This window comes from Acetivibrio mesophilus (assembly GCF_004102745.1).
GTDB lineage: Bacteria > Bacillota > Clostridia > Acetivibrionales > Acetivibrionaceae > Hungateiclostridium > Hungateiclostridium mesophilum.
In genome coordinates, this window is sequence record NZ_RLII01000001.1 from 321642 (window position 1) to 339866 (window position 18225).

The 18225-nt window shown below is 37.8% G+C and carries 23 protein-coding genes; 19 read left to right on the forward strand and 4 right to left on the reverse strand.

Annotated elements, in window-relative coordinates:
• Nucleotides 1-143: 143 nt before the first annotated feature.
• A complete protein-coding gene (locus EFD62_RS01610) occupies nucleotides 144-617 on the forward strand; it encodes a cupin domain-containing protein (RefSeq protein WP_069194607.1) in 474 nt (157 codons plus the stop codon).
• 262 nt (nucleotides 618-879) lie between these two features.
• A complete protein-coding gene (locus EFD62_RS01615) occupies nucleotides 880-1371 on the forward strand; it encodes a pyridoxamine 5-phosphate oxidase (RefSeq protein WP_069194606.1) in 492 nt (163 codons plus the stop codon).
• A 3-nt stretch (nucleotides 1372-1374) separates the two neighbouring features.
• On the opposite strand, the gene EFD62_RS01620 is transcribed toward EFD62_RS01615, so the two are convergent.
• From EFD62_RS01620 to EFD62_RS01630, 3 genes are read right to left on the reverse strand one after another with little or no spacing between them, the layout of a single operon-like run.
• Complete coding sequence (locus EFD62_RS01620) at nucleotides 1375-2019, reverse strand: ABC-2 transporter permease (RefSeq protein WP_069194605.1); 645 nt, start codon at nucleotides 2017-2019, stop codon at nucleotides 1375-1377.
• Nucleotides 2009-2755, reverse strand: a complete 747-nt coding sequence (locus EFD62_RS01625) for an ABC transporter ATP-binding protein (protein ID WP_069194604.1) — start codon at nucleotides 2753-2755, stop codon at nucleotides 2009-2011. The genes EFD62_RS01620 and EFD62_RS01625 overlap by 11 nt, the downstream gene beginning before the upstream one ends.
• 16 nt (nucleotides 2756-2771) lie before the next feature.
• On the reverse strand, nucleotides 2772-3224 hold the full coding sequence (locus EFD62_RS01630; protein WP_069194603.1) for a helix-turn-helix domain-containing protein: 453 nt from the start codon (nucleotides 3222-3224) through the stop codon (nucleotides 2772-2774).
• Nucleotides 3225-3485: 261 nt separating this feature from the next.
• On the opposite strand from EFD62_RS01630, the gene EFD62_RS01635 reads away from it, so the two are divergent.
• From EFD62_RS01635 to EFD62_RS01670, 9 genes are all read left to right on the forward strand, one after another.
• Nucleotides 3486-5270 (forward strand): ABC transporter ATP-binding protein/permease, encoded by a 1785-nt coding sequence (locus EFD62_RS01635; protein WP_194087083.1) that lies wholly within the window; start codon nucleotides 3486-3488, stop codon nucleotides 5268-5270.
• Entirely contained in the window at nucleotides 5227-6882 is a 1656-nt protein-coding gene (locus EFD62_RS01640) for an amino acid ABC transporter ATP-binding/permease protein (protein ID WP_206659744.1), read from the forward strand. The genes EFD62_RS01635 and EFD62_RS01640 overlap by 44 nt, the downstream gene beginning before the upstream one ends.
• Complete coding sequence (locus tag EFD62_RS01645; protein WP_069194601.1) at nucleotides 6882-7187, forward strand: nitrous oxide-stimulated promoter family protein; 306 nt, start codon at nucleotides 6882-6884, stop codon at nucleotides 7185-7187. Before EFD62_RS01640 ends, EFD62_RS01645 begins: the two co-directional genes overlap by 1 nt.
• A gap of 57 nt (nucleotides 7188-7244) precedes the next feature.
• Nucleotides 7245-7409 (forward strand): hypothetical protein, encoded by a 165-nt coding sequence (locus tag EFD62_RS17440; RefSeq protein ID WP_155522881.1) that lies wholly within the window; start codon nucleotides 7245-7247, stop codon nucleotides 7407-7409.
• A 254-nt stretch (nucleotides 7410-7663) separates the two neighbouring features.
• Nucleotides 7664-8092: an N-acetyltransferase gene (locus EFD62_RS01650; RefSeq protein WP_069194600.1), complete on the forward strand. Its 429-nt coding sequence runs from the start codon at nucleotides 7664-7666 to the stop codon at nucleotides 8090-8092.
• A 133-nt stretch (nucleotides 8093-8225) separates the two neighbouring features.
• On the forward strand, nucleotides 8226-8603 hold the full coding sequence (locus EFD62_RS01655; RefSeq protein ID WP_170176833.1) for an SdpI family protein: 378 nt from the start codon (nucleotides 8226-8228) through the stop codon (nucleotides 8601-8603).
• A 179-nt stretch (nucleotides 8604-8782) separates the two neighbouring features.
• Nucleotides 8783-9388, forward strand: coding sequence for a helix-turn-helix domain-containing protein (locus EFD62_RS01660; RefSeq protein WP_128705644.1), 606 nt, complete (start codon nucleotides 8783-8785; stop codon nucleotides 9386-9388).
• A gap of 169 nt (nucleotides 9389-9557) precedes the next feature.
• Entirely contained in the window at nucleotides 9558-10319 is a 762-nt protein-coding gene (locus tag EFD62_RS01665) for a class I SAM-dependent methyltransferase (RefSeq protein WP_069194597.1), read from the forward strand.
• Nucleotides 10320-10731: 412 nt separating this feature from the next.
• Nucleotides 10732-11487, forward strand: coding sequence for an alpha/beta hydrolase (locus EFD62_RS01670; RefSeq protein WP_069194596.1), 756 nt, complete (start codon nucleotides 10732-10734; stop codon nucleotides 11485-11487).
• A 209-nt stretch (nucleotides 11488-11696) separates the two neighbouring features.
• On the opposite strand, the gene EFD62_RS01675 is transcribed toward EFD62_RS01670, so the two are convergent.
• On the reverse strand, nucleotides 11697-12587 hold the full coding sequence (locus EFD62_RS01675; protein ID WP_069194595.1) for a LysR family transcriptional regulator: 891 nt from the start codon (nucleotides 12585-12587) through the stop codon (nucleotides 11697-11699).
• Nucleotides 12588-12699: 112 nt separating this feature from the next.
• Here EFD62_RS01675 and EFD62_RS01680 point away from each other — a divergent pair, with 112 nt between their 5' ends.
• The 8 genes from EFD62_RS01680 to EFD62_RS01715 all read left to right on the forward strand — a co-directional run bounded on the left by EFD62_RS01680 (nucleotide 12700) and on the right by EFD62_RS01715 (nucleotide 18114).
• Nucleotides 12700-13716, forward strand: coding sequence for a YeiH family protein (locus EFD62_RS01680; RefSeq protein WP_128705645.1), 1017 nt, complete (start codon nucleotides 12700-12702; stop codon nucleotides 13714-13716).
• 125 nt (nucleotides 13717-13841) lie between these two features.
• Nucleotides 13842-14969 carry a nucleotide disphospho-sugar-binding domain-containing protein gene (locus EFD62_RS01685; RefSeq protein ID WP_069194593.1) on the forward strand — a complete coding sequence of 376 codons (1128 nt, stop codon included), beginning with the start codon at nucleotides 13842-13844 and terminating at the stop codon, nucleotides 14967-14969.
• Between the two features lie 48 nt (nucleotides 14970-15017).
• Nucleotides 15018-15230 (forward strand): SDR family oxidoreductase, encoded by a 213-nt coding sequence (locus tag EFD62_RS01690; protein ID WP_069194592.1) that lies wholly within the window; start codon nucleotides 15018-15020, stop codon nucleotides 15228-15230.
• A gap of 340 nt (nucleotides 15231-15570) precedes the next feature.
• Nucleotides 15571-16074 (forward strand): RNA polymerase sigma factor, encoded by a 504-nt coding sequence (locus EFD62_RS01695; protein ID WP_268919907.1) that lies wholly within the window; start codon nucleotides 15571-15573, stop codon nucleotides 16072-16074.
• A complete protein-coding gene (locus tag EFD62_RS01700) occupies nucleotides 16058-16411 on the forward strand; it encodes a DUF4179 domain-containing protein (protein ID WP_069194590.1) in 354 nt (117 codons plus the stop codon). The genes EFD62_RS01695 and EFD62_RS01700 overlap by 17 nt, the downstream gene beginning before the upstream one ends.
• Nucleotides 16395-17024, forward strand: coding sequence for a histidine kinase (locus tag EFD62_RS01705; RefSeq protein WP_128705646.1), 630 nt, complete (start codon nucleotides 16395-16397; stop codon nucleotides 17022-17024). Before EFD62_RS01700 ends, EFD62_RS01705 begins: the two co-directional genes overlap by 17 nt.
• Nucleotides 17021-17656 (forward strand): PrsW family glutamic-type intramembrane protease, encoded by a 636-nt coding sequence (locus EFD62_RS01710; protein WP_128705647.1) that lies wholly within the window; start codon nucleotides 17021-17023, stop codon nucleotides 17654-17656. Before EFD62_RS01705 ends, EFD62_RS01710 begins: the two co-directional genes overlap by 4 nt.
• 209 nt (nucleotides 17657-17865) lie before the next feature.
• Nucleotides 17866-18114, forward strand: coding sequence for a hypothetical protein (locus EFD62_RS01715; protein ID WP_144445239.1), 249 nt, complete (start codon nucleotides 17866-17868; stop codon nucleotides 18112-18114).
• Nucleotides 18115-18225 lie beyond the last annotated feature (111 nt).

The window sequence follows — 18225 nt, forward strand, 5'->3', positions numbered from 1 at the left end:
TCTTATCCCATACCTGTAATTGCAATATGTCTGTTAATCATTTGGATGACAATTAAGGTAATTTGGTTGTAGTTTATATTAATCACTATCAGGGAGTAATTATATCATTTAAAAATACAATCAAAAATGGAGGGGGTAAGATTATGGAGAATGAAATTGTAGTAACCAATAAAGACAAATTAGATGTCCAACACAAAAATGAACATCCCTCATATGAATATCGTAAATTTGAAGTACCGAAAACAAGTGAAAAGTCTAAATTTCAAATTGCTTTTTATGAAATTCCTCCTAATAAGTCAAACTATCCTTTTCATTATCATTTGAGAGATGAAGAAGCATTTTACATTATAAAAGGGAAGGGATTGCTTAAAACGTGCGATTCTGAAATTTTAGTACAGGAAGGTGATGTGATAGTTTGTCCGCCAACCCCACAAGGAGTACATATGCTGACAAATATTATGAGTGATGAGAATCTTGTATATATAGAGTTTGATATAACACATTATCCCGAAATAATTAAGTATCCAAATTCAGATAAGATAGGAATATTTGAAGAAGAGGGGAAAAAGGCATTTTACAAGTCTAAATCGACTGTGGAGTATTATACTGATGAATAATAGCATTTGAAAAATCCAGTATTTCTTTATTTTTAAGTATAGGCAGTTCTTTGTTGCCGTTAGAGTATTTTTTGCTAAATGCGGTAGTTTGAATGAGAAACCTCATGTGTTTTGAAAAAAGCCAGTCATCTCTTAGGTAAATAGCAGGAATAATAGCAGTAAATAGAGAAGAAGTAATAAAAATAATTACTTCAATAGAACACTTCCTATGACATAAGGTTTAGAAATGCTAGGCTTATACTAATATGAGGAGGAATTAAAAATGAGTAGGTATGAAGAAGGGCTAAAAATAATTGAGGAAAGATGCGGAAACGGAAAGGATAATGTTATATCTCTTGCGACTATTGCAATGGAACCAAACGAAGACGGCAAACCTCGACCTTATGTCCGTGAAGTAGACGCTTTTTATGAGGATGGTGTGTTTTATGTTACTACATGGGCAAAATCGACTAAAATGCAGCAGATAGCTCAAAACCAAGAAGTGGCATTTGCGTTATGCACCGGGTGGTTTTCTGGAAACGGAATCGGTGAAAATCTCGGATGGGTTCTAGACCCAAAAAATGCCCAGTTAAGGTCTAAACTTCGTAAAGCATTTGCTGAATGGTATGACTTCGCAAATAATGAAAAGGATGAAAACTGCATTATTTTAGCAATTCGTATCACAAGAGCTACAGTAATTGAAGATCACGGTGCTGTTCGTTACAACATGGACTTTATAAATAAAGTTGAGACCGAGGAAGGGAAAATTAAGTAGGGATTACAAATCAACCTGTTGAAATCTATTTGCTGATACTCTGTACGCAACCAACATACTAAGTATATAGACTATTATCCCAACTATCAGTATTGGAAGTTGCTTCAACATTATAGCTGGTTCAACGCTATCAAGCCATTGGAATTTTGGAATATGAACAAGTACCTCCATGATAATCACTCCAATAGATGCAGGGATAATTGCCAGAACAAAGGCTTTACCTACTTTGTGAGCAGTTTTGAAAAATTGCGTTAGGAAAATCAAATTAAATATTGCATAAACTATAAATCCAAAACCATAGTAAGCTATATTTGCTTCGATACCGGCTGGGTTGCTGCTTGGTAATGTACGAAGCCTTAGTACAGCAAAAGGCAAAGAAATGGATAATTGGGTCATCTGTGCCAAAACCATAAGCAGGCATTTGGCTTTTACCGTATCCCTCTTTTTCACAGGAAGCAAGGAAGTATAGTAAATATCATTGGTTTCTCGTCCATACATGAAGGAGATATATGGGCCAAGACAACCGAATAAAAACACCATGCCGTAAGGATATGCAGGAACAATTACTAAGACACCAAGCAATGTGAATATATATAGATTAGGGTGTGCGGCCAGCCGCAGTTCTTTATATAAAAGATTAAACATCATAACTTCTCCTTTCAGTCCGAATCATAATCTCTTCCAAAGACAACTCAGATTTATCCCCGGGCTCTTTTAAGTGTTGGAAGGATTCAATAAAGGCTGATTTTTCAGCACTTTTTAAGAGTCTGCCATCTTTAATATAGGTAATATAATCAGCACATTTTTCTAAATCCGAGGTAATATGAGTAGAGAATAGAATACTTAATCCTTTACTGTCTACCAGTTGGCGAAACAGCTCTAATATATCGTCCCGGGATACAGGATCGAGGCCACTGGTGGGCTCATCTAGAATCAATAGTTTAGCCTTATGAGATAATGCCAAAGCTAACATATATTTAACTTTCATTCCTGAGGAAAGCTCCTTGACCTTTTTATGAGGTGATAAAGAAAACGCTTTAATATATCTTTGGTATGCTTCATCATCCCAGTTCTTATAAAAGCGTTTTGTAACAGCTGTAATATCAGTTAGCTTTTTATGGTTATAAAAATCAATTCCTCCTAAAACCACACCCATATCTTGCTTACAGCTTTCTTCATTTTCTCTAAAATCCTTATCTAGCATTTCAATTCTACCACTATCTGAATTAACTAAATTTATGATGGATTTTAGTGTTGTACTCTTTCCAGCGCCATTTATTCCGATTAAGCCCATTATTTTGCCCTGTGGAAGGTCAAAGCTTATGTCTTGCAATAAAAAGTTTGGATAACGTTTAGTAAGTCCTTTCACAGATAGTGCATTCATATTTATTTACCCTCCTTTATTCTTTGAGAAAATTATCTATAACCTGCCCTGACATTAGTAGAAAAGCTTGGCTGTCTATAAGTGCAATTCCGCCACTTCCGGGAGCTGTATCGCCTAAAACTACCAAGCTGTCTCCAGGTTTAAGATTAAAAGTATCCCTGGCTTTCTTAGGCAATACAATCTGACCTCTCTCGCCTAAAGTAACTACACCAAATATATGTTTATCCTTTGGTGGGATAGGTAGACCTTCTTCCTCAGGGTTATGACGTACCAGGTCATTTAAAGAAACACCGTATAAATCCGCCAGAGATTCACATTTAAGGATGTCGGGCAGAGAATCTCCATTTTCCCATTTTGCCACTGATTGACGGCTAACTCCGATTTTTTCTGCCACTTCTTCTTGCGATAAGCCATTACGATTTCTTAAATGGCGGAGATTAATAGCAATATTATTTTTTGAATTATTCATACTTTTCATACCTCCTAAATATATAATACATTACATAGCCATAAAAATAAACCAACTCAAGCTTACGAGTTATGTTAAATTTAGTTGCATATAGCACAAACTTTAGAAAATATAAATGAATATTTTTAGTTTGACATTAGATTTTTTTTATATTATTATTATGGTTAGTTGAGACTAACTCAAAGAAGATAACCATGCTTCTTTTTTATTTATCTTTGAGTTAGTCGCAACTAACTAATAATTTGGGGGAGAAGATTAATTATGATGATTGAAAAAAGACTGCTTTCAATGTTGAGACAATCCAAAAAATATGTGTACTTGAATGTACTGTTTCAATGGATAACTTTATTGTGCAGTATAGGATTGATTTTTACCATAGGGCACTTCTTACAGGCTGCTGTGGAGGGAACGTTGGAAAGATCCCATTACATATTGCTTTTGATAGTTGCGTTATTATCAATAGGTATAAGATTTGCCACCAACTGGCTTGTTGTTCGTGCCAGCTTTTTGGCTGCGCGTGACGTTAAAAAGACGTTGAGGGGTAAGATTTATAAAAAGCTGTTAAACGTTGGTGCGTCCTATAATCAAAAGGTTGCCACCTCCGAAGTAGTTCAAGTTTCTATGGAAGGTGTTGACCAACTGGAAACTTATTTCGGCAAGTATTATCCTCAACTTTTCTATAGCCTGTTAGCACCCATTACATTATTTATAGTTCTGTCTTTTATCAGTTTTAAAGCAGCTATTATATTGTTAATCTGCGTACCGCTCATTCCTGTTACAATTGCAGGAACCATGACCTTTGCAAAGAGACTTTTATCGAAGTATTGGGGTATATATACCAATCTTGGAGATAACTTTTTGGAAAATTTGCAAGGCCTCACAACCCTTAAAATATATAAGTCCGATGATCACATCAACGATGAGATGAACGTTCATGCCGAGAATTTCAGAGTCATAACCATGAAAACTCTGACCATGCAGCTAACATCCCTTACATTGATGGATTTGATTGCTTTTGGTGGTGCCGCCATAGGTATCATTATAGCGGGGTTGGAATTACAATCCGGGGCCATTTCCATTGCAGGGTGTTTTATAATTACCCTCTTAGCTGCCGATTTCTTTATTCCACTGCGGATATTGGGTTCATATTTCCACGTGGCTATGAATGGTATTGCGGCGAGCAAGAAGATTTTTAAAATCCTAGACTTGGAAGAGAAAAGCAATCGGATGCTATCCATACCTGAAGGACGGACTGATATTGTTTGTAAGGACTTGGAATTCTCCTATGATGAGAATAAGGTTATCCTACATAAAGTCAAGTTTAGTTTTCCAAAAGGCAGCTTCACATCAATAGTGGGTGAGAGCGGTTGCGGCAAGAGTACCATTGCCTCCGTTTTAACCGGGTTGAATACCGGGTATAAAGGCAGTGTAAAGATTGGTGGAGTAGAGCTATCCCAAATTGACGAATCGGTATTGATGAATACCATAACTCTGGTAGGTGCCGGAAGCTACCTATTCAGAGGTACAGTACGGGAGAATCTATTATTGGTTAAAAGCGATGCCACCGACATAGAAATGTGGAATGCCCTGGAGAAGGTTAATTTAAAAGACTTCTTAAAGAACGAAGGGCAAGGACTGGATACAATGTTAAATGAAAATATGTCTAATATCTCCGGAGGTCAGCGGCAGCGCCTTGCGTTGGCTAGAGCACTATTACATGATACTCCCATTTATATATTTGATGAAGCTACCTCCAATATCGATGTAGAGAGCGAAAACGACATAATGGCAGTGGTTAGAGAGCTGGCCCGCACAAAAACAGTAATATTAATTTCCCATAGGTTGGCCAACGTTGTTCCATCGGACAATATCTATGTACTCAGCGAAGGAAGGATAGAAGAGGCGGGAACCCACAGTCAGCTATTGGCTAATGGAGGAAAATATGCAAGACTCTATAATGCTCAAAGGGAGCTGGAAGAGTATGCAATTAAGGAGGGTGTTAATGATGAAAAGAAGCAATTTGTCTATAATGTCGCGATTGTTTAAGCTGGTAAGGCCTCTATATCCTGTGCTGACTGCTGCTATTACCACAGGAGTTATAGGATTTCTGTTTGCAATATTTATCACTATGATGGGCGGTTATGCAATCTTGGTGGCTATTGGTCAGCCTATTTTATCCATGAAAACAATCATCATCTTAGGTATTGTATGTGCAATTGGTCGTGGTTTGATGCGCTACATAGAGCAATATTGCAATCACTATATAGCCTTTAAGCTTTTAGCCCTGTTTAGGGATAAGATATTTAAGGCACTCAGAAAGCTCTCTCCTGCAAAGTTGGAGAGTAAGGATAAAGGCAATCTCATTGCGGTTATTACAACAGACATAGAATTAATGGAAGTATTCTATGCCCATACCATATCTCCGATAGCCATTGCTATTTTGACATCCTTAATTATCCTTATATATCTTTCAACCTTCCACGTTCTTATGGCATTGTTGGCGTTGGTGGGGTATTTGGTTGTAGGTTTGGTAATACCGGTAGTATCTTCAAAGATAGGTTCTAAAGATGGCGCAAATTATAGGAAGCAGTTTGGTAACATGAATAGTTTTTACCTAGATAGTCTTAGGGGGCTAAAGGAAACGATTCAATACGGCAACGGTGAAAAACGATATGAGCAAATTAACCAACAGACAGATTCATTGTCGGATACACAAATGAAATTAAAAAATGTAGAGGGTAAAATGCTGTCCATTACAAACACCATTGTTGTATTGTTCGGATTGATTATGCTGGCATTATCCGCTGCATTGTATCAAAGAGGCGTAATTGGCATTGACGGTGTTGTATTAGGGACCCTTGCTATGATGAGCACCTTTGGTCCTGTTATTGCACTATCGGCACTGGCAAACGATCTAGTTCAAACCTTTGCTTCTGCAAACCGGGTATTGGATTTGTTGGATGAAGAGCCAATTATAAAAGAAGTGGAAGACGGCAAGGACGTAAGCTTCGAAAATGTTTCGGTACAAAATGTTACCTTTGCATATAACCAAGAGGAGATACTTTCAAATTTATCATTGGATATAGATAAAAACAGAATTATCGGTATAAGCGGCAAGTCAGGTTCGGGTAAATCTACATTATTGAAGCTCATGATGCGCTTCTGGGATGTTTCAAAGGGCCGAGTTTCTATGTCCGATGTGGATATTCGTGAAATTAATACTGATTCCCTTAGGGATAATGAAAGTTTCGTAACCCAAGACACTCAATTATTCAATGATACAATATTTAATAATATCAGGATAGCTAAACTGGATGCGACATTGGAAGAAGTTATGGAAGCCTGCAAAAAAGCCTCAATAAATGACTTTATTATGAGCTTGCCGAAGCAGTATGATACAACAATCGGTGAGCTGGGGGATAGGCTTTCTGGTGGAGAAAGACAGAGGATAGGCCTTGCTCGAGCCTTTATTCATAACGCACCTTTAATTTTACTGGATGAGCCCACAAGCTGTCTTGATAGCTTGAACGAAGCTATTATCTTAAAATCCTTAAACGAAGCTAGGGAAGACAAAACTATAGTTCTCGTTTCCCATAGAAAATCAACTATGCGAATAGCGCAGAAGGTGTTTGCTATAGAGAATGGACGTGTTAGCTGATGAAGAATGTAGAGAAAAAGCGTGAGCATGAGAAAAAAGTAGTGACCACCATGATTTGCCTGTATTGTAGAGGCAATCATGGTACAAAAAAGCCCTGCTTAGAATGCGAAGAGTTGATAAAGTACGCTTGCTTTAGGACGGACAAATGCCCTAGAATGGCGACCAAGACCTTTTGCAGCCAATGTCCTTCTAAATGCTATAAACCTGACATGATGGATAGAATCACTAAAGTAATGCGCTATTCAGGGCCTAGGCTGATGTTGCATCATCCTATAATGGTGATGAAACATATGTTTGTTAAATAATATTTATACATATATCATACGGGGGAATTTTTGATGTCATAAAATGATAATATTGCGATGATTACAGTTACTCATGATTATCGCTGCGCTGGTGCTCTTGCAGATAAGGTGGTATGGATAAAAGGCGGACTGGTCTATAAAATAGGCTCAAAGGATGTAATAAACGAATATTTCGGATTTGAATGTGCAATGCAAAACGAAAAAATCAGAAAGAGTGGCTAGCTTGGGGTTGACCTTTTAAAAAACGTAATGAATGTGTTTCATCCCTCTGACATGACATTGTTGGAGTGGAGTTAGGAGATTAGATGTGATAATATATTAAATAGAGTAAAAACATGGATAATAATTACCGGGTATTGGATAGAAGGTATGTATAGTAAAAAGCTTAACTGGTAGCGAATTTTAAGGCTATAAATTAGGTTCCATGAAACTAGTATAGGTATATAAAGGAATTATGAATTTTAAGGGAGATAAAAATGATTAGAGGATTTAAGGATACTGATTTAAATAGTGTTATGAGATTATGGCTAGAGACCAATATCTCTGCCCATGGTTTTATTGATGAAAATTATTGGAAAAGTAACTATGATAAAGTTAAACAAATGATGCCCAAGGCAACAATTTTTGTTTATGAGGAAAAATCTATAAAAGGCTTTGTTGGATTAAGTGGAAACTATATAGCCGGAATATTTGTTGAGACAAACAGTCAATCAAAAGGAATAGGAAAGATTTTATTAGATTATATCAAGGAGAAAAATAAAGAGCTTTTTCTACAGGTTTATAAGAAAAATGAAAGAGCCGTTAGTTTTTATCTAAGAGAAGGGTTCATTATTGAGAATGAACAAATTGATATAAATACAAATGAAACTGAACTTGTTATGAGATGGGAAAATGATGCGAAGTAGAGAGTAAATAATATTAACAGTTGGGTTAAGATGAGGGCATAGGTGTATACACAGTAAGACACATTAATAAATATAACCCGAAATAACGGTAGGATTGAGTAATAAAAGCAATAAGTTGAGGAGGTTGCTTGCAATGTGGTTTTGGACGATAATGTTCCTATGTAATCTAATGATTCCGGTTATTATGATTCTAGTGGGTTATATGATGTATAAGCATATACCGAAAAAAATAAATGGAATCTATGGGTATCGAACCAGCAGATCAATGAAAAATGAGGATACTTGGAAATTTGCACATGATTGTTGTGGAAGGCTCTGGTTTAAGATAGGATTCATTTTGCTTATTCCTACAATAATAGCGATGTTGCCCTTTATTCATGGCGATATAAAGGCTGTTGGAATAGTGACAATGATAGTTCAAGGTGTGCAAGTCTTAACGTTGATTGGGTCTATATTTCCGGTAGAGTCTGCATTAAAAAAGAACTTTGATGATAATGGAAATAGTAGGTAATAGAGGTAAGCTATTTGGTATGATACTATTGGTTTTTTATAAGGTATCTATACAAAAAAATGAACTTGTTTTTACTCTACGAAGCGTAGAATCCGCATAAAATCACCATATTCTACGGACCGTGGGTGTGAATAATTACTCGTATATATAATAATGGAACTTGGGAAGGAGGAGGCTATATGGACCAGACTAAAATTGGGAGGTTTATTGCGCAGGAGCGAAAACGCAAAAATTTAACCCAAAAGCAATTAGCTGAACTGCTGGGAATTAGCGATAAAACAATATCAAAATGGGAACGTGGAAACGGATTCCCCGAAGTTTCATTATTATTGCCGTTGTGCAGACAACTGGATATTTCACTTAATGAGCTTTTAACAGGTGAACGAGTATCCGAAGAAGAGTATCGGAAGAAAGCGGAGGAGAATATGGTGAATTTAGTTAGGGAAGCACAGGAAAGTAAAAAGAAAATAATATTATCTGCAATGGTTGCTGGATTGACTATTATTGCTGCAGTACCTATGTTTGTAATTGCGGGAACGATTCAGATGGAAAACTGGATACGTGTGCTACTGATAGTGATAGGAATTTTCGTAGTAACAGGCGGAATAGCTATCGCATGTATACTGGACCGTGAAGCCGGTGCATTTGAATGCCCTGAATGTGGTGAGCGTTTTGTACCTGACATGAAAGCTTATGTCATGGGTCCGCACACATTTACTAAACGTAAGCTTGTTTGCCCAAATTGTGGAGCGCACAAATATTGTAAGCATGTTCTTACCAGATAGGAAATCCCAGTTTTCATAAAAAATAATCAATATTTTGGATTGGTATAGTCCTTGGTACGCCATTATGATTCCTTTTTCCCATAACTAAAAAGGTGATGGGAGAAAATGAGGATTAAACGCAGAAAATATTTGGAGAAATGCTAAGAAAAATAACCGGAGGTGTTGAAAAATGAAGCAGTGGTACGAAAAATTATTTGAGAATTATGGAGAGCAGTATGATAAAGAGTCTTTTACTCAGGGGACTAATGGTGAATGTGACTTTATCGAGAAAGAGCTTAACTATGATAAATCTTTAAAGATTATTGATGTTGGCTGCGGGACCGGCAGACATGCAATAGAACTCACAAAAAGAGGTTATTGTGTCACAGGAATTGATTTGTCAGAATCTCAGCTAAAAAGAGCCCGGGAAAAAGCTGAGAATTTGAACCTAGAAATTGAGTTTTTAAAGCATGATGCTAGAAATCTACCCTTCAAAAATCAGTTTGATGTAGCCATTATGCTTTGTGAAGGCGGATTCCCTTTGATGGAAACCGATGAGATGAATTTTGAGATATTGGAAAATGTCACCAAATCATTAAAGAGCTCTGCCAAATTCATATTTACTACTCTTAATGGTTTGTTTCCAATATTTCATTCCATTGATGCTTTTCATGAAAAAGACACGGATGAAGAAGGTGCACAATATAAAAGTAGCGGCTTTGATTTCATGACCATGAGGGATTACAATGTCACCACCTTTACTGATGATGATGGAAATGAACATAAGATTGAGTGCAATGAAAGATATTATATGCCAAGCGAGATAACCTGGCTTTTGAAATCTCTTGGCTTTAAAAGAATTGAAATATTCGGGGCTAAAATTGGGGCCTATTCAAGAGAAGATAAGCTTACGACAGAAGATTTTGAGATGCTTGTTGTAGCTGAAAAATAATCAAGGCAAAGTTTATATTGATGGAAAAATCCGCAATTACGATCTACGGATATTTGCTAATTAAGTTTGCTCCAAATATAGCAGCTTGAAAGGCAATCGTCATCAACCACATGTAAAGCATAATAAATTCAGACGTGGCAATCGAAGAACACACTTTGCTAAAAAGTCCTTTTTGAATTCTGGAGCCAGCATCTATATTTTATTAGGAACATAAAAAAATGTGGATTGAGTGATTTCGTTTTTCAGAAATTTGAGAAATGGCCTCAATCGTTTCTCGAATATGACATTTTTAGCATAGTTGCCTGTTGCTATAAAAAGGATCATTAATAAAGAGCGAAAATCAATGCCTATTATGTGAAACGGTGTTTATTGATTCTCTGTAATACTCAAAAATACTATATGGAGTAGGGTTATGAATACAATAAAGAAAATGAAGATTGGAAAGAAAATCACAATAAGTTTTGCTTTGTTTTTGCTGATTATTATCTGCGCATTTTTGCTTTATACCTCAGACTATTATCATGCTGATGATATTGCAATTCAGAAGGCAAGAATTGATGGAGATATAGATATATCGAATATAAACGGTGCACTCGTGTTTGATCCGGGCAACGCCGATACTGCACTGATATTTTATCCGGGAGGCAAGGTTGAATATACAGCCTACGAGCCACTGATGATCGAAATTGCGCAAAAGGGTATCCTTTGTATTCTGCCCAAAATGCCATTCAATTTAGCCGTATTTGACATAAATGCAGCGAATACGTATATTAGCCAAAATACTAAAATACTTCATTGGTATATAGGTGGACACTCGCTTGGAGGTAGCATGGCCGCAAGCTATGCTTCGAAAAACAGTGGCGAGATTGAAGGATTGGTTCTGCTGGCATCGTATTCAACAGCAGATATTTCGTCTAGTAACATCAGAGTGTTAAGTATATACGGGAGTAAAGACGGGGTGATGAACAAGGAATCCTATCAGAAAAATAAAAGTAATTTGCCGGTGAATTTTACCGAGATAGTTTTGCAGGGGGGTAATCATGCAGGTTTTGGATGTTATGGACCACAAAAAGGCGATGGGAATGCGGATATTACTTCTAAACAGCAGCAGATGGATACCGCCCAGGCCATTGCAGAATTCTGCCTAACAGCAAATAGTGATAGATGAGGTCTTTTTGGGAATGACTGGTTCTGGCTGCTTTCTGTGGGCGGTTTGAAGTTTCGCGGACTGGAGGGCAACATTTATCTATAACAGATGATTCGTTTTTGTCGAAAGGGAACACTGGGGAAAGGTGCTAAATAAGGAACTTTTATAGCCTTGGCAACAATAAAAAACTAACTGACATAAAAGGGATTTCAACAGAAAGATAGAAGGAGTCAACTATTCCTCAAGCTTACTATTCTTTCAAACCAATATTCTATTTGAGATTTGTCAGGAGAGTTTTTTAAATAAACAAAACTAAAAGGATGACTAATATTTAAATCTCGTATTGGGATTTCCTTGAGGTATCCTTGAGATATTTCTTTTTTTACGGCTTCGCGGTACATAAAAGTGATACCAATATTTTGATGGCAAAATTCTTTAATAGCTTTCATATTACCGATCTCTATTGTCCTTTTAAAATCTTTGACACTAAGATTTTGATTGTACAATGCTTGCTCTAGTATATGCCGGGTTCCACTGCCCGGTTCGCGCAGAATAAGGTTTTGATCGAGCAATTCTTGAAGATCGTTAGTTTTAGATGCTATTTCGTTATCAGGGGAACAGACGCCTAGATATTTTTCGTTGGATATTAGTTTAAACTCAAAGTACTTTCGGTCAAAATGCCCCTCCAGCAAGGCAAAGTCTATTTTTCCATCCAAAAGCATCTTCTGAAGAATATGAGTATTTTCTACATACATTGAAATATTAATTTCTGGGTCTTCTTTAAATATTTGATATAAAATAGGCGGAAGCATATATTCTCCAATAGTCAATGTCGCTCCAAAGTTTAACGGTTTAACTCTGTTTTTAATGCGCTGCAATAAGGGTAAAATTCGTTCTGAATTAGCCGTAAGTGTTTTTGCATATTTCTGCAATGCTTTACCTTCTTCTGTAAGAGCAAAGTTCTTTCCCTTTCCTGAAATCAAAGTCACTTGGTAATAATTCTCTAAAAATTGGATATGCTGTGAAACGGCGGGTTGGGTCATGTTTAATTTTTCGGCAGTTGCTGTATAATTGCAAGTTTCACAAAGTGTAAGGAATGTCTGTAATCTATGATCTAACATTTATTACCTCCATATAAATTTTATTTATATAAATATAAAATATTATAATTTTATTTTATAGAAATAAAGTGATATATTCAAGTCATGGCTTTAATAAATTTGGAGGTGGATTATGTTAAAGAAATTAAAAAACATAGTACCTGGGGTGATGCTTAGTGCTTGTGTTGCAATTATTGCAATGTTTTTAAGCAGTCTAATTCCCGGGGATATTATAGGGGCCACTGTTATGGCTCTTTTAGTTGGGATGGCACTCAATCCAATATTGAATAGATACGATAAATTCAAAGTAGGGGTAAGTTATACAGGAAAGATGGTTCTTCGTATTGGTATCATACTTATGGGAGTTAATATGAATTTTTCAGAAGTTTTAAATGTGGGAAAATACTCATTTTTTGTGATGATCTTCACTATGGCAACTGCATTTGGAGCGGGAAACTTGATAGGTAGAATATTTAATATGAACTGGAAACTCACTAATCTGTTGTCAGTTAGTACAGCAATATGCGGTGGTTCTGCTGTGGCTACTGTAGCACCTGTTATCAAAGCAAAAGATGAAGATGTGGCCTATGCAATTTCCTCAACATTCATATTTGATGTTCTAACGGTAGTTTTGATTCCATGGATTGGTATTGCCCTTGGTATGTCTAATGCAGGTTATGGTTTGTGGGTAGGTACTGCTGTTAATGATACATCATCAGTTGTAGCCGCAGGCTATGCTTTCTCTGAATTGGCAGGAAATACAGCAGTTATAGTAAAACTCACCAGAACACTGTTTATAATCCCATATGTATTAATATTCTCTATTATAACAGAAAGGTTGGAAGTAAAATCAGAGGGAGTGCATGGGCGTACATCTCTTAATATCAAGAAGATTTTCCCGTACTTTATTATATTCTTTCTTGGTGTTGTAGCTCTCCGCAGTACAGGTATTATACCTAATATTCTAGTACCTGCGCTTTCAAAAACTTCGAAGTTTTGCATGATAATGGCTTTGTCGGCTATTGGATTAAAAACAAGTTTCAAGGATATCAGAGATATTGGGGTTAAGCCGATGATTCTTGGATTTATTGTAGATACTCTAGTAGTTTTTGTATCCATAGGTATTCAGATTGCAACAGGAAGATTTTAGATAAACCTTTATTTAAGGATGGAGTTGTTAAGGCGGTAATATATGGCGGACATGTTGGAGTTGATAACCTTAGATTGAAGTTGTAGAATAGACAACGGGCTGAGAAAAATTTTGGAGTGATATATGTGAAGATTCTTTTTATCAACTTGCCGTATTATGGTCACTTTATGCCAACGATTGGACTTGTTCAGGAACTTATCAAACAGGGGTGTGCGGTAACATATCTGATGCCCTTTGACTGGAAGGAACGTGTATATGAAAGTGGTGCAGATTTTGCGGGCTATGAAAATCATCGGAAGCTTTCAGAACAGATAAAAAATGCGTATGCTGTTGCTGATAAAATGGCAGAGCATTACGACCTCATCATCTATGAACAGTTTTTCTTTCTGGGAAAACATCTTGCAGAGAAGCATCGCAAACCCGTAGTTAGAATTTTTACTGCACCTGTCACTAATGAAAATCTCATGCGGGAATACATTCGTGCTGGAGGACCGTTGGGAATATTCAAATATAAATGGATAGGTAAGCTTTGGACAAAAGAAATCGCAAAAGGTATCCCGATGAAAACGGATTGTTGGCTTGATGAAATTGTCCAAAATCCTCCTGCATTAAATCTTGTGTATACCCTAAATGAGTATCAGCCCTATGCTGAGGATTTCCCGGAAGAACAGTACAAATTTCTCGGGGCATCTGTTTACGACAGGAGAGAGGAAGAAATTGATTTTAAGAAGACGAATTATCCGTTAATTTATATTTCTCTTGGCACGGTTGTAAAGGGTGCAGCATCCTTTTTCGGTAAATGTATAGAAGCTTTTAGGAATAAGCAGGTAGATGTAATTATGTCTGTCGGGAAAAGCTTCCCGATCCATAAACTTAAGCATATCCCAGAAAACTATAAAATCTACAATGTGACACCTCAATTGGCGGTATTGAAGCAGGCTGATGTTTTTGTCACGCATGGAGGAATGAACAGCATTTCCGAGGCTATTGTGTGTGGGGTGCCGATGGTTGTAATTCCGTTTATGTCGGATCAGCCTACAAATGCAAGGCGTATTGAAGAATTGGGGCTGGGAAAGAAACTGGATTATCGTTTGATTAATAGCGAATTACTAAGAACCACTGTTTTATCAGTTATGAACGATGAAGGAATATCAGCTAATGTTTTAAGGATGCAAAGAAAAATGCTTGATGCACCAGGGAATAAAGGTGGTGCGGCTATGATTATTGATTATTATAAAAGGATTAGTCGATAATCTGCTTTGTTTATTATATAATCTTTTAAGCAAAATGCTATTATATATTTGAATTTGCGTGCGAAGGGCTATGATGTAACCTTTGTAAAAGCAGAAACTAAGACATGCGGTGTGGAATTGGCACCTAAGGGAATAAGAACAAATGCAATTCTTCCGGGAACAATCTTTTCGGAGATGATGCTCCGTGAGGGTGAATTCACAGAATTCACGATATCTAAGATTCCAATGGGGCGTGGTGGTGAACCAAGAGAAATTGGTTAACATATTCACTCATATCATAAATCATACATCTCCATGTTAATTTTGTCCTATATATGAATATAGCTTTAATAAAGTGTATACCTTCATTATAAAATTATGTTATAATATCATATCATATTTAGAGGATGTTTTTGTATAATCAATATCAAGGTATATAAGGATTTGGAACTATTGCTGCTCAAGGACTAGGGATAAAAACTATCTTTTCTGCCTTTGGCGTTATGTGTACAGAATGGGATTTGCCAGTTGCAAGTGCAGATGAACAGGGGGGGTTGTTATAGCAAAAGAAGCAACAAACGAAGAGCTTTTTTCTGCCTACCTGGGTGGTGACGGGAATGCCTTGCGCATTCTCATGGAACGCTACGGTGATGCTCTAACACTTTATATTAACGGTTACATACACGACATTCATGAGGCTGAGGATTTGATGATTGATGCGTTTTCACGCATGATTATTGCTAAGCCTCGACTTACCCAAAACGGATTCAAGGCCTATCTGTATAAAACTGCTAGGAATCTTGCCCTGCGGCATGTGACAAAGCGCCGTCGCCATTGCATCTTTAGTCTTGAAGGCTTAGAAAATGAACCGGAAAGCGAAATTCTTGTGGAAACAGTGGTACAATCCGAGGAGCAAAGCCGCATCCTGCGAAAATGTATGGAACAGCTCAATCACGATTACTGCGAAGCGTTGTATTTGCTGTATTTTGAGAATATGAGCTATGCACAGGCGGCACAGGTCATGGGAAAGAGCATAAAACAAATCGATCATTTGCTGGAACGTGGCAAAAAAAGGCTACGACCACTATTGGAACGGGAGGGAATTACCGATGCGAAATACAGATGAGCGGCTCGTAGCTGTGCAAAGGCGCGTGGAAGAATTGGAAAGGCAAAAAAGACAGCGTAAGTACCGTTATATAGGCTGGTCGGCTGTTGCTGCCTGTTTGATTATCATAGTGGGTACGGCAGTTGCAATGCCCGGGATCATGGCAGGGCTTTCCGAAAAGGACTATAACAATACCGGGATGATGGCAAGTATTTTTTCTGAGGGCAGAGTCCTTGGTTATATATTGATTGGACTTTTGGCTTTTGCACTCGGTGTATGTCTGACTATACTTTGTTTTCTCTTGCAGCCGAGAAGACAATGGGACAAGGGGGATTGTAACAATGATAGAACTCATTGACAATGCCATACAGCTGGTGGTCCTTATAGGCTGCTGCATTTACTCCGCCGTACTGACAATACGGAGTAAAGAGCAGGTATGGTTTTTGCTTACCTGCTTTTATGGAGCATATGCTCTTGGACTGATTTACTGGGTGCTGTTCATTGCGTTTTATTCTGGGACTCCAAAGATTTCTCCTGTATCAGATTTAAGCTGGATGGCAAGTGTGTTATTCTTGATAGTGTTGCAAAACACCTTGCGCTTGCCGGGAGATAGTACATACCGACCTCTTTTGCCATGGGTGGCCCCTGCCTTTAGTACAATCATGTGCCTCTTTTTTTTTAGGTGGGGTGACTATTTCCTGAATATCTTGTGGGCTGTGCTGATGGGGGCATGCGGGTATTCTGCTCTGCGTGAGCTGATGTTGGCCCGCCGTCAAAACAATAGGATGCGCAACCACCAATATTTTCACATGTCGGTGTTAGCGTTTATGCTGATGGAGTATTCTCTTTGGGTTACTTCCTGCTACTGGAGAAGCTACAGTCTTTCCAACCCATATTATTGGTTTGACTTTCTAATGACCTCAACGTTCTTTACTTTCCTTCCTTCTCTGAAAAAGGTGGTGACAGAATGATTTATATTGAAAATGTGTTTATTTGCATTGCCGCTCCTTTGCTGATTGCCGTGTTGTGCGGGGATAAGAACAATCGGCCTGTTTTTATCTTTTTCATTGCGGGAACGGGCATGTGTCTTTTGTCGGCCTACATTAATACCTTTTTTGCGAGTTGTTACGGAGCGGACATGACACAGGCAACTGTCGAGCTTGCACCGGTGATTGAAGAAACCATGAAACTTTTGCCCCTGCTATTTTACTTGCTGGTATTTGAACCGAAACAGGGGGAGGCACGAAGTGCAATTTTTTTCGTGGCGGCAGGTTTTGCAACCTTTGAAAATGCCTGTTACCTCGTTGAAAACGGCACATCGCAGCTTCTGTTTTTGCTCATGCGCGGATTTGGCGCGGGAGCGATGCATATTGTCTGCGGAGCTATTGTGGGATATGGGCTTCTGTATGTATGGAGAAGACCGTGGTTGAAAGTGGCGGGAACCTTTGGGCTTTTGTGTATAGCCATTACCTTTCACGCCATCTACAATCTGCTTCTGAGCATAGGGGGGGCTGTGCAGACAGTGGGTCTGCTCATTCCTGTTTTAACTGTTTCCTCCGGTATTGGAATCACCAAGTTGCTGAGACTCAAACCATCAAAATAAGGCAATATAAACGACCATTGGAGCTGCTAAAAGGCGGCTCTTTTTTGCTGCCTATTTTTCCAATAAATTAATTAAAAAATTTAGTTTTTAGGTGGGGAGTTTTTGTATTTTATGTATTTAAGTAAGTAAAAGGAGTTTTATTCCTCAATTATCAAGGAGGGTTAATTGTGTGCAATGCTGAAGTGCGGAAAGCAATGGTGGAATGCCGTGTGGCGGTGCTGCGCAGGAAACATAAAAGGCGAATGGCTGCTGTGCTGACTATGCTGTGTCTCATAACAACGGTTAGCCTTGGAGGGGTAGCTGCCGCATTGATTGGCGAGAGACAGGGCAGTGTTGCCGGGCTTTACGGTTCAACCATGCTTTTAGAGGATGCGGGCGGCTATGTACTGGTAGGTGTGATTGCTTTTAGTCTGGCAGTGGTGATTACAGTGCTGTGTATCCGCTATCTGGAAAAGTAAAACGTAAGGAAAGAAGAATTACAATAAAATTATGAGAACTATCAGAGGTGTGTATATGTTTTATATCCATAAGGCGTCAAAAAAAATGATTTTTACTGCTAAATACGGAAA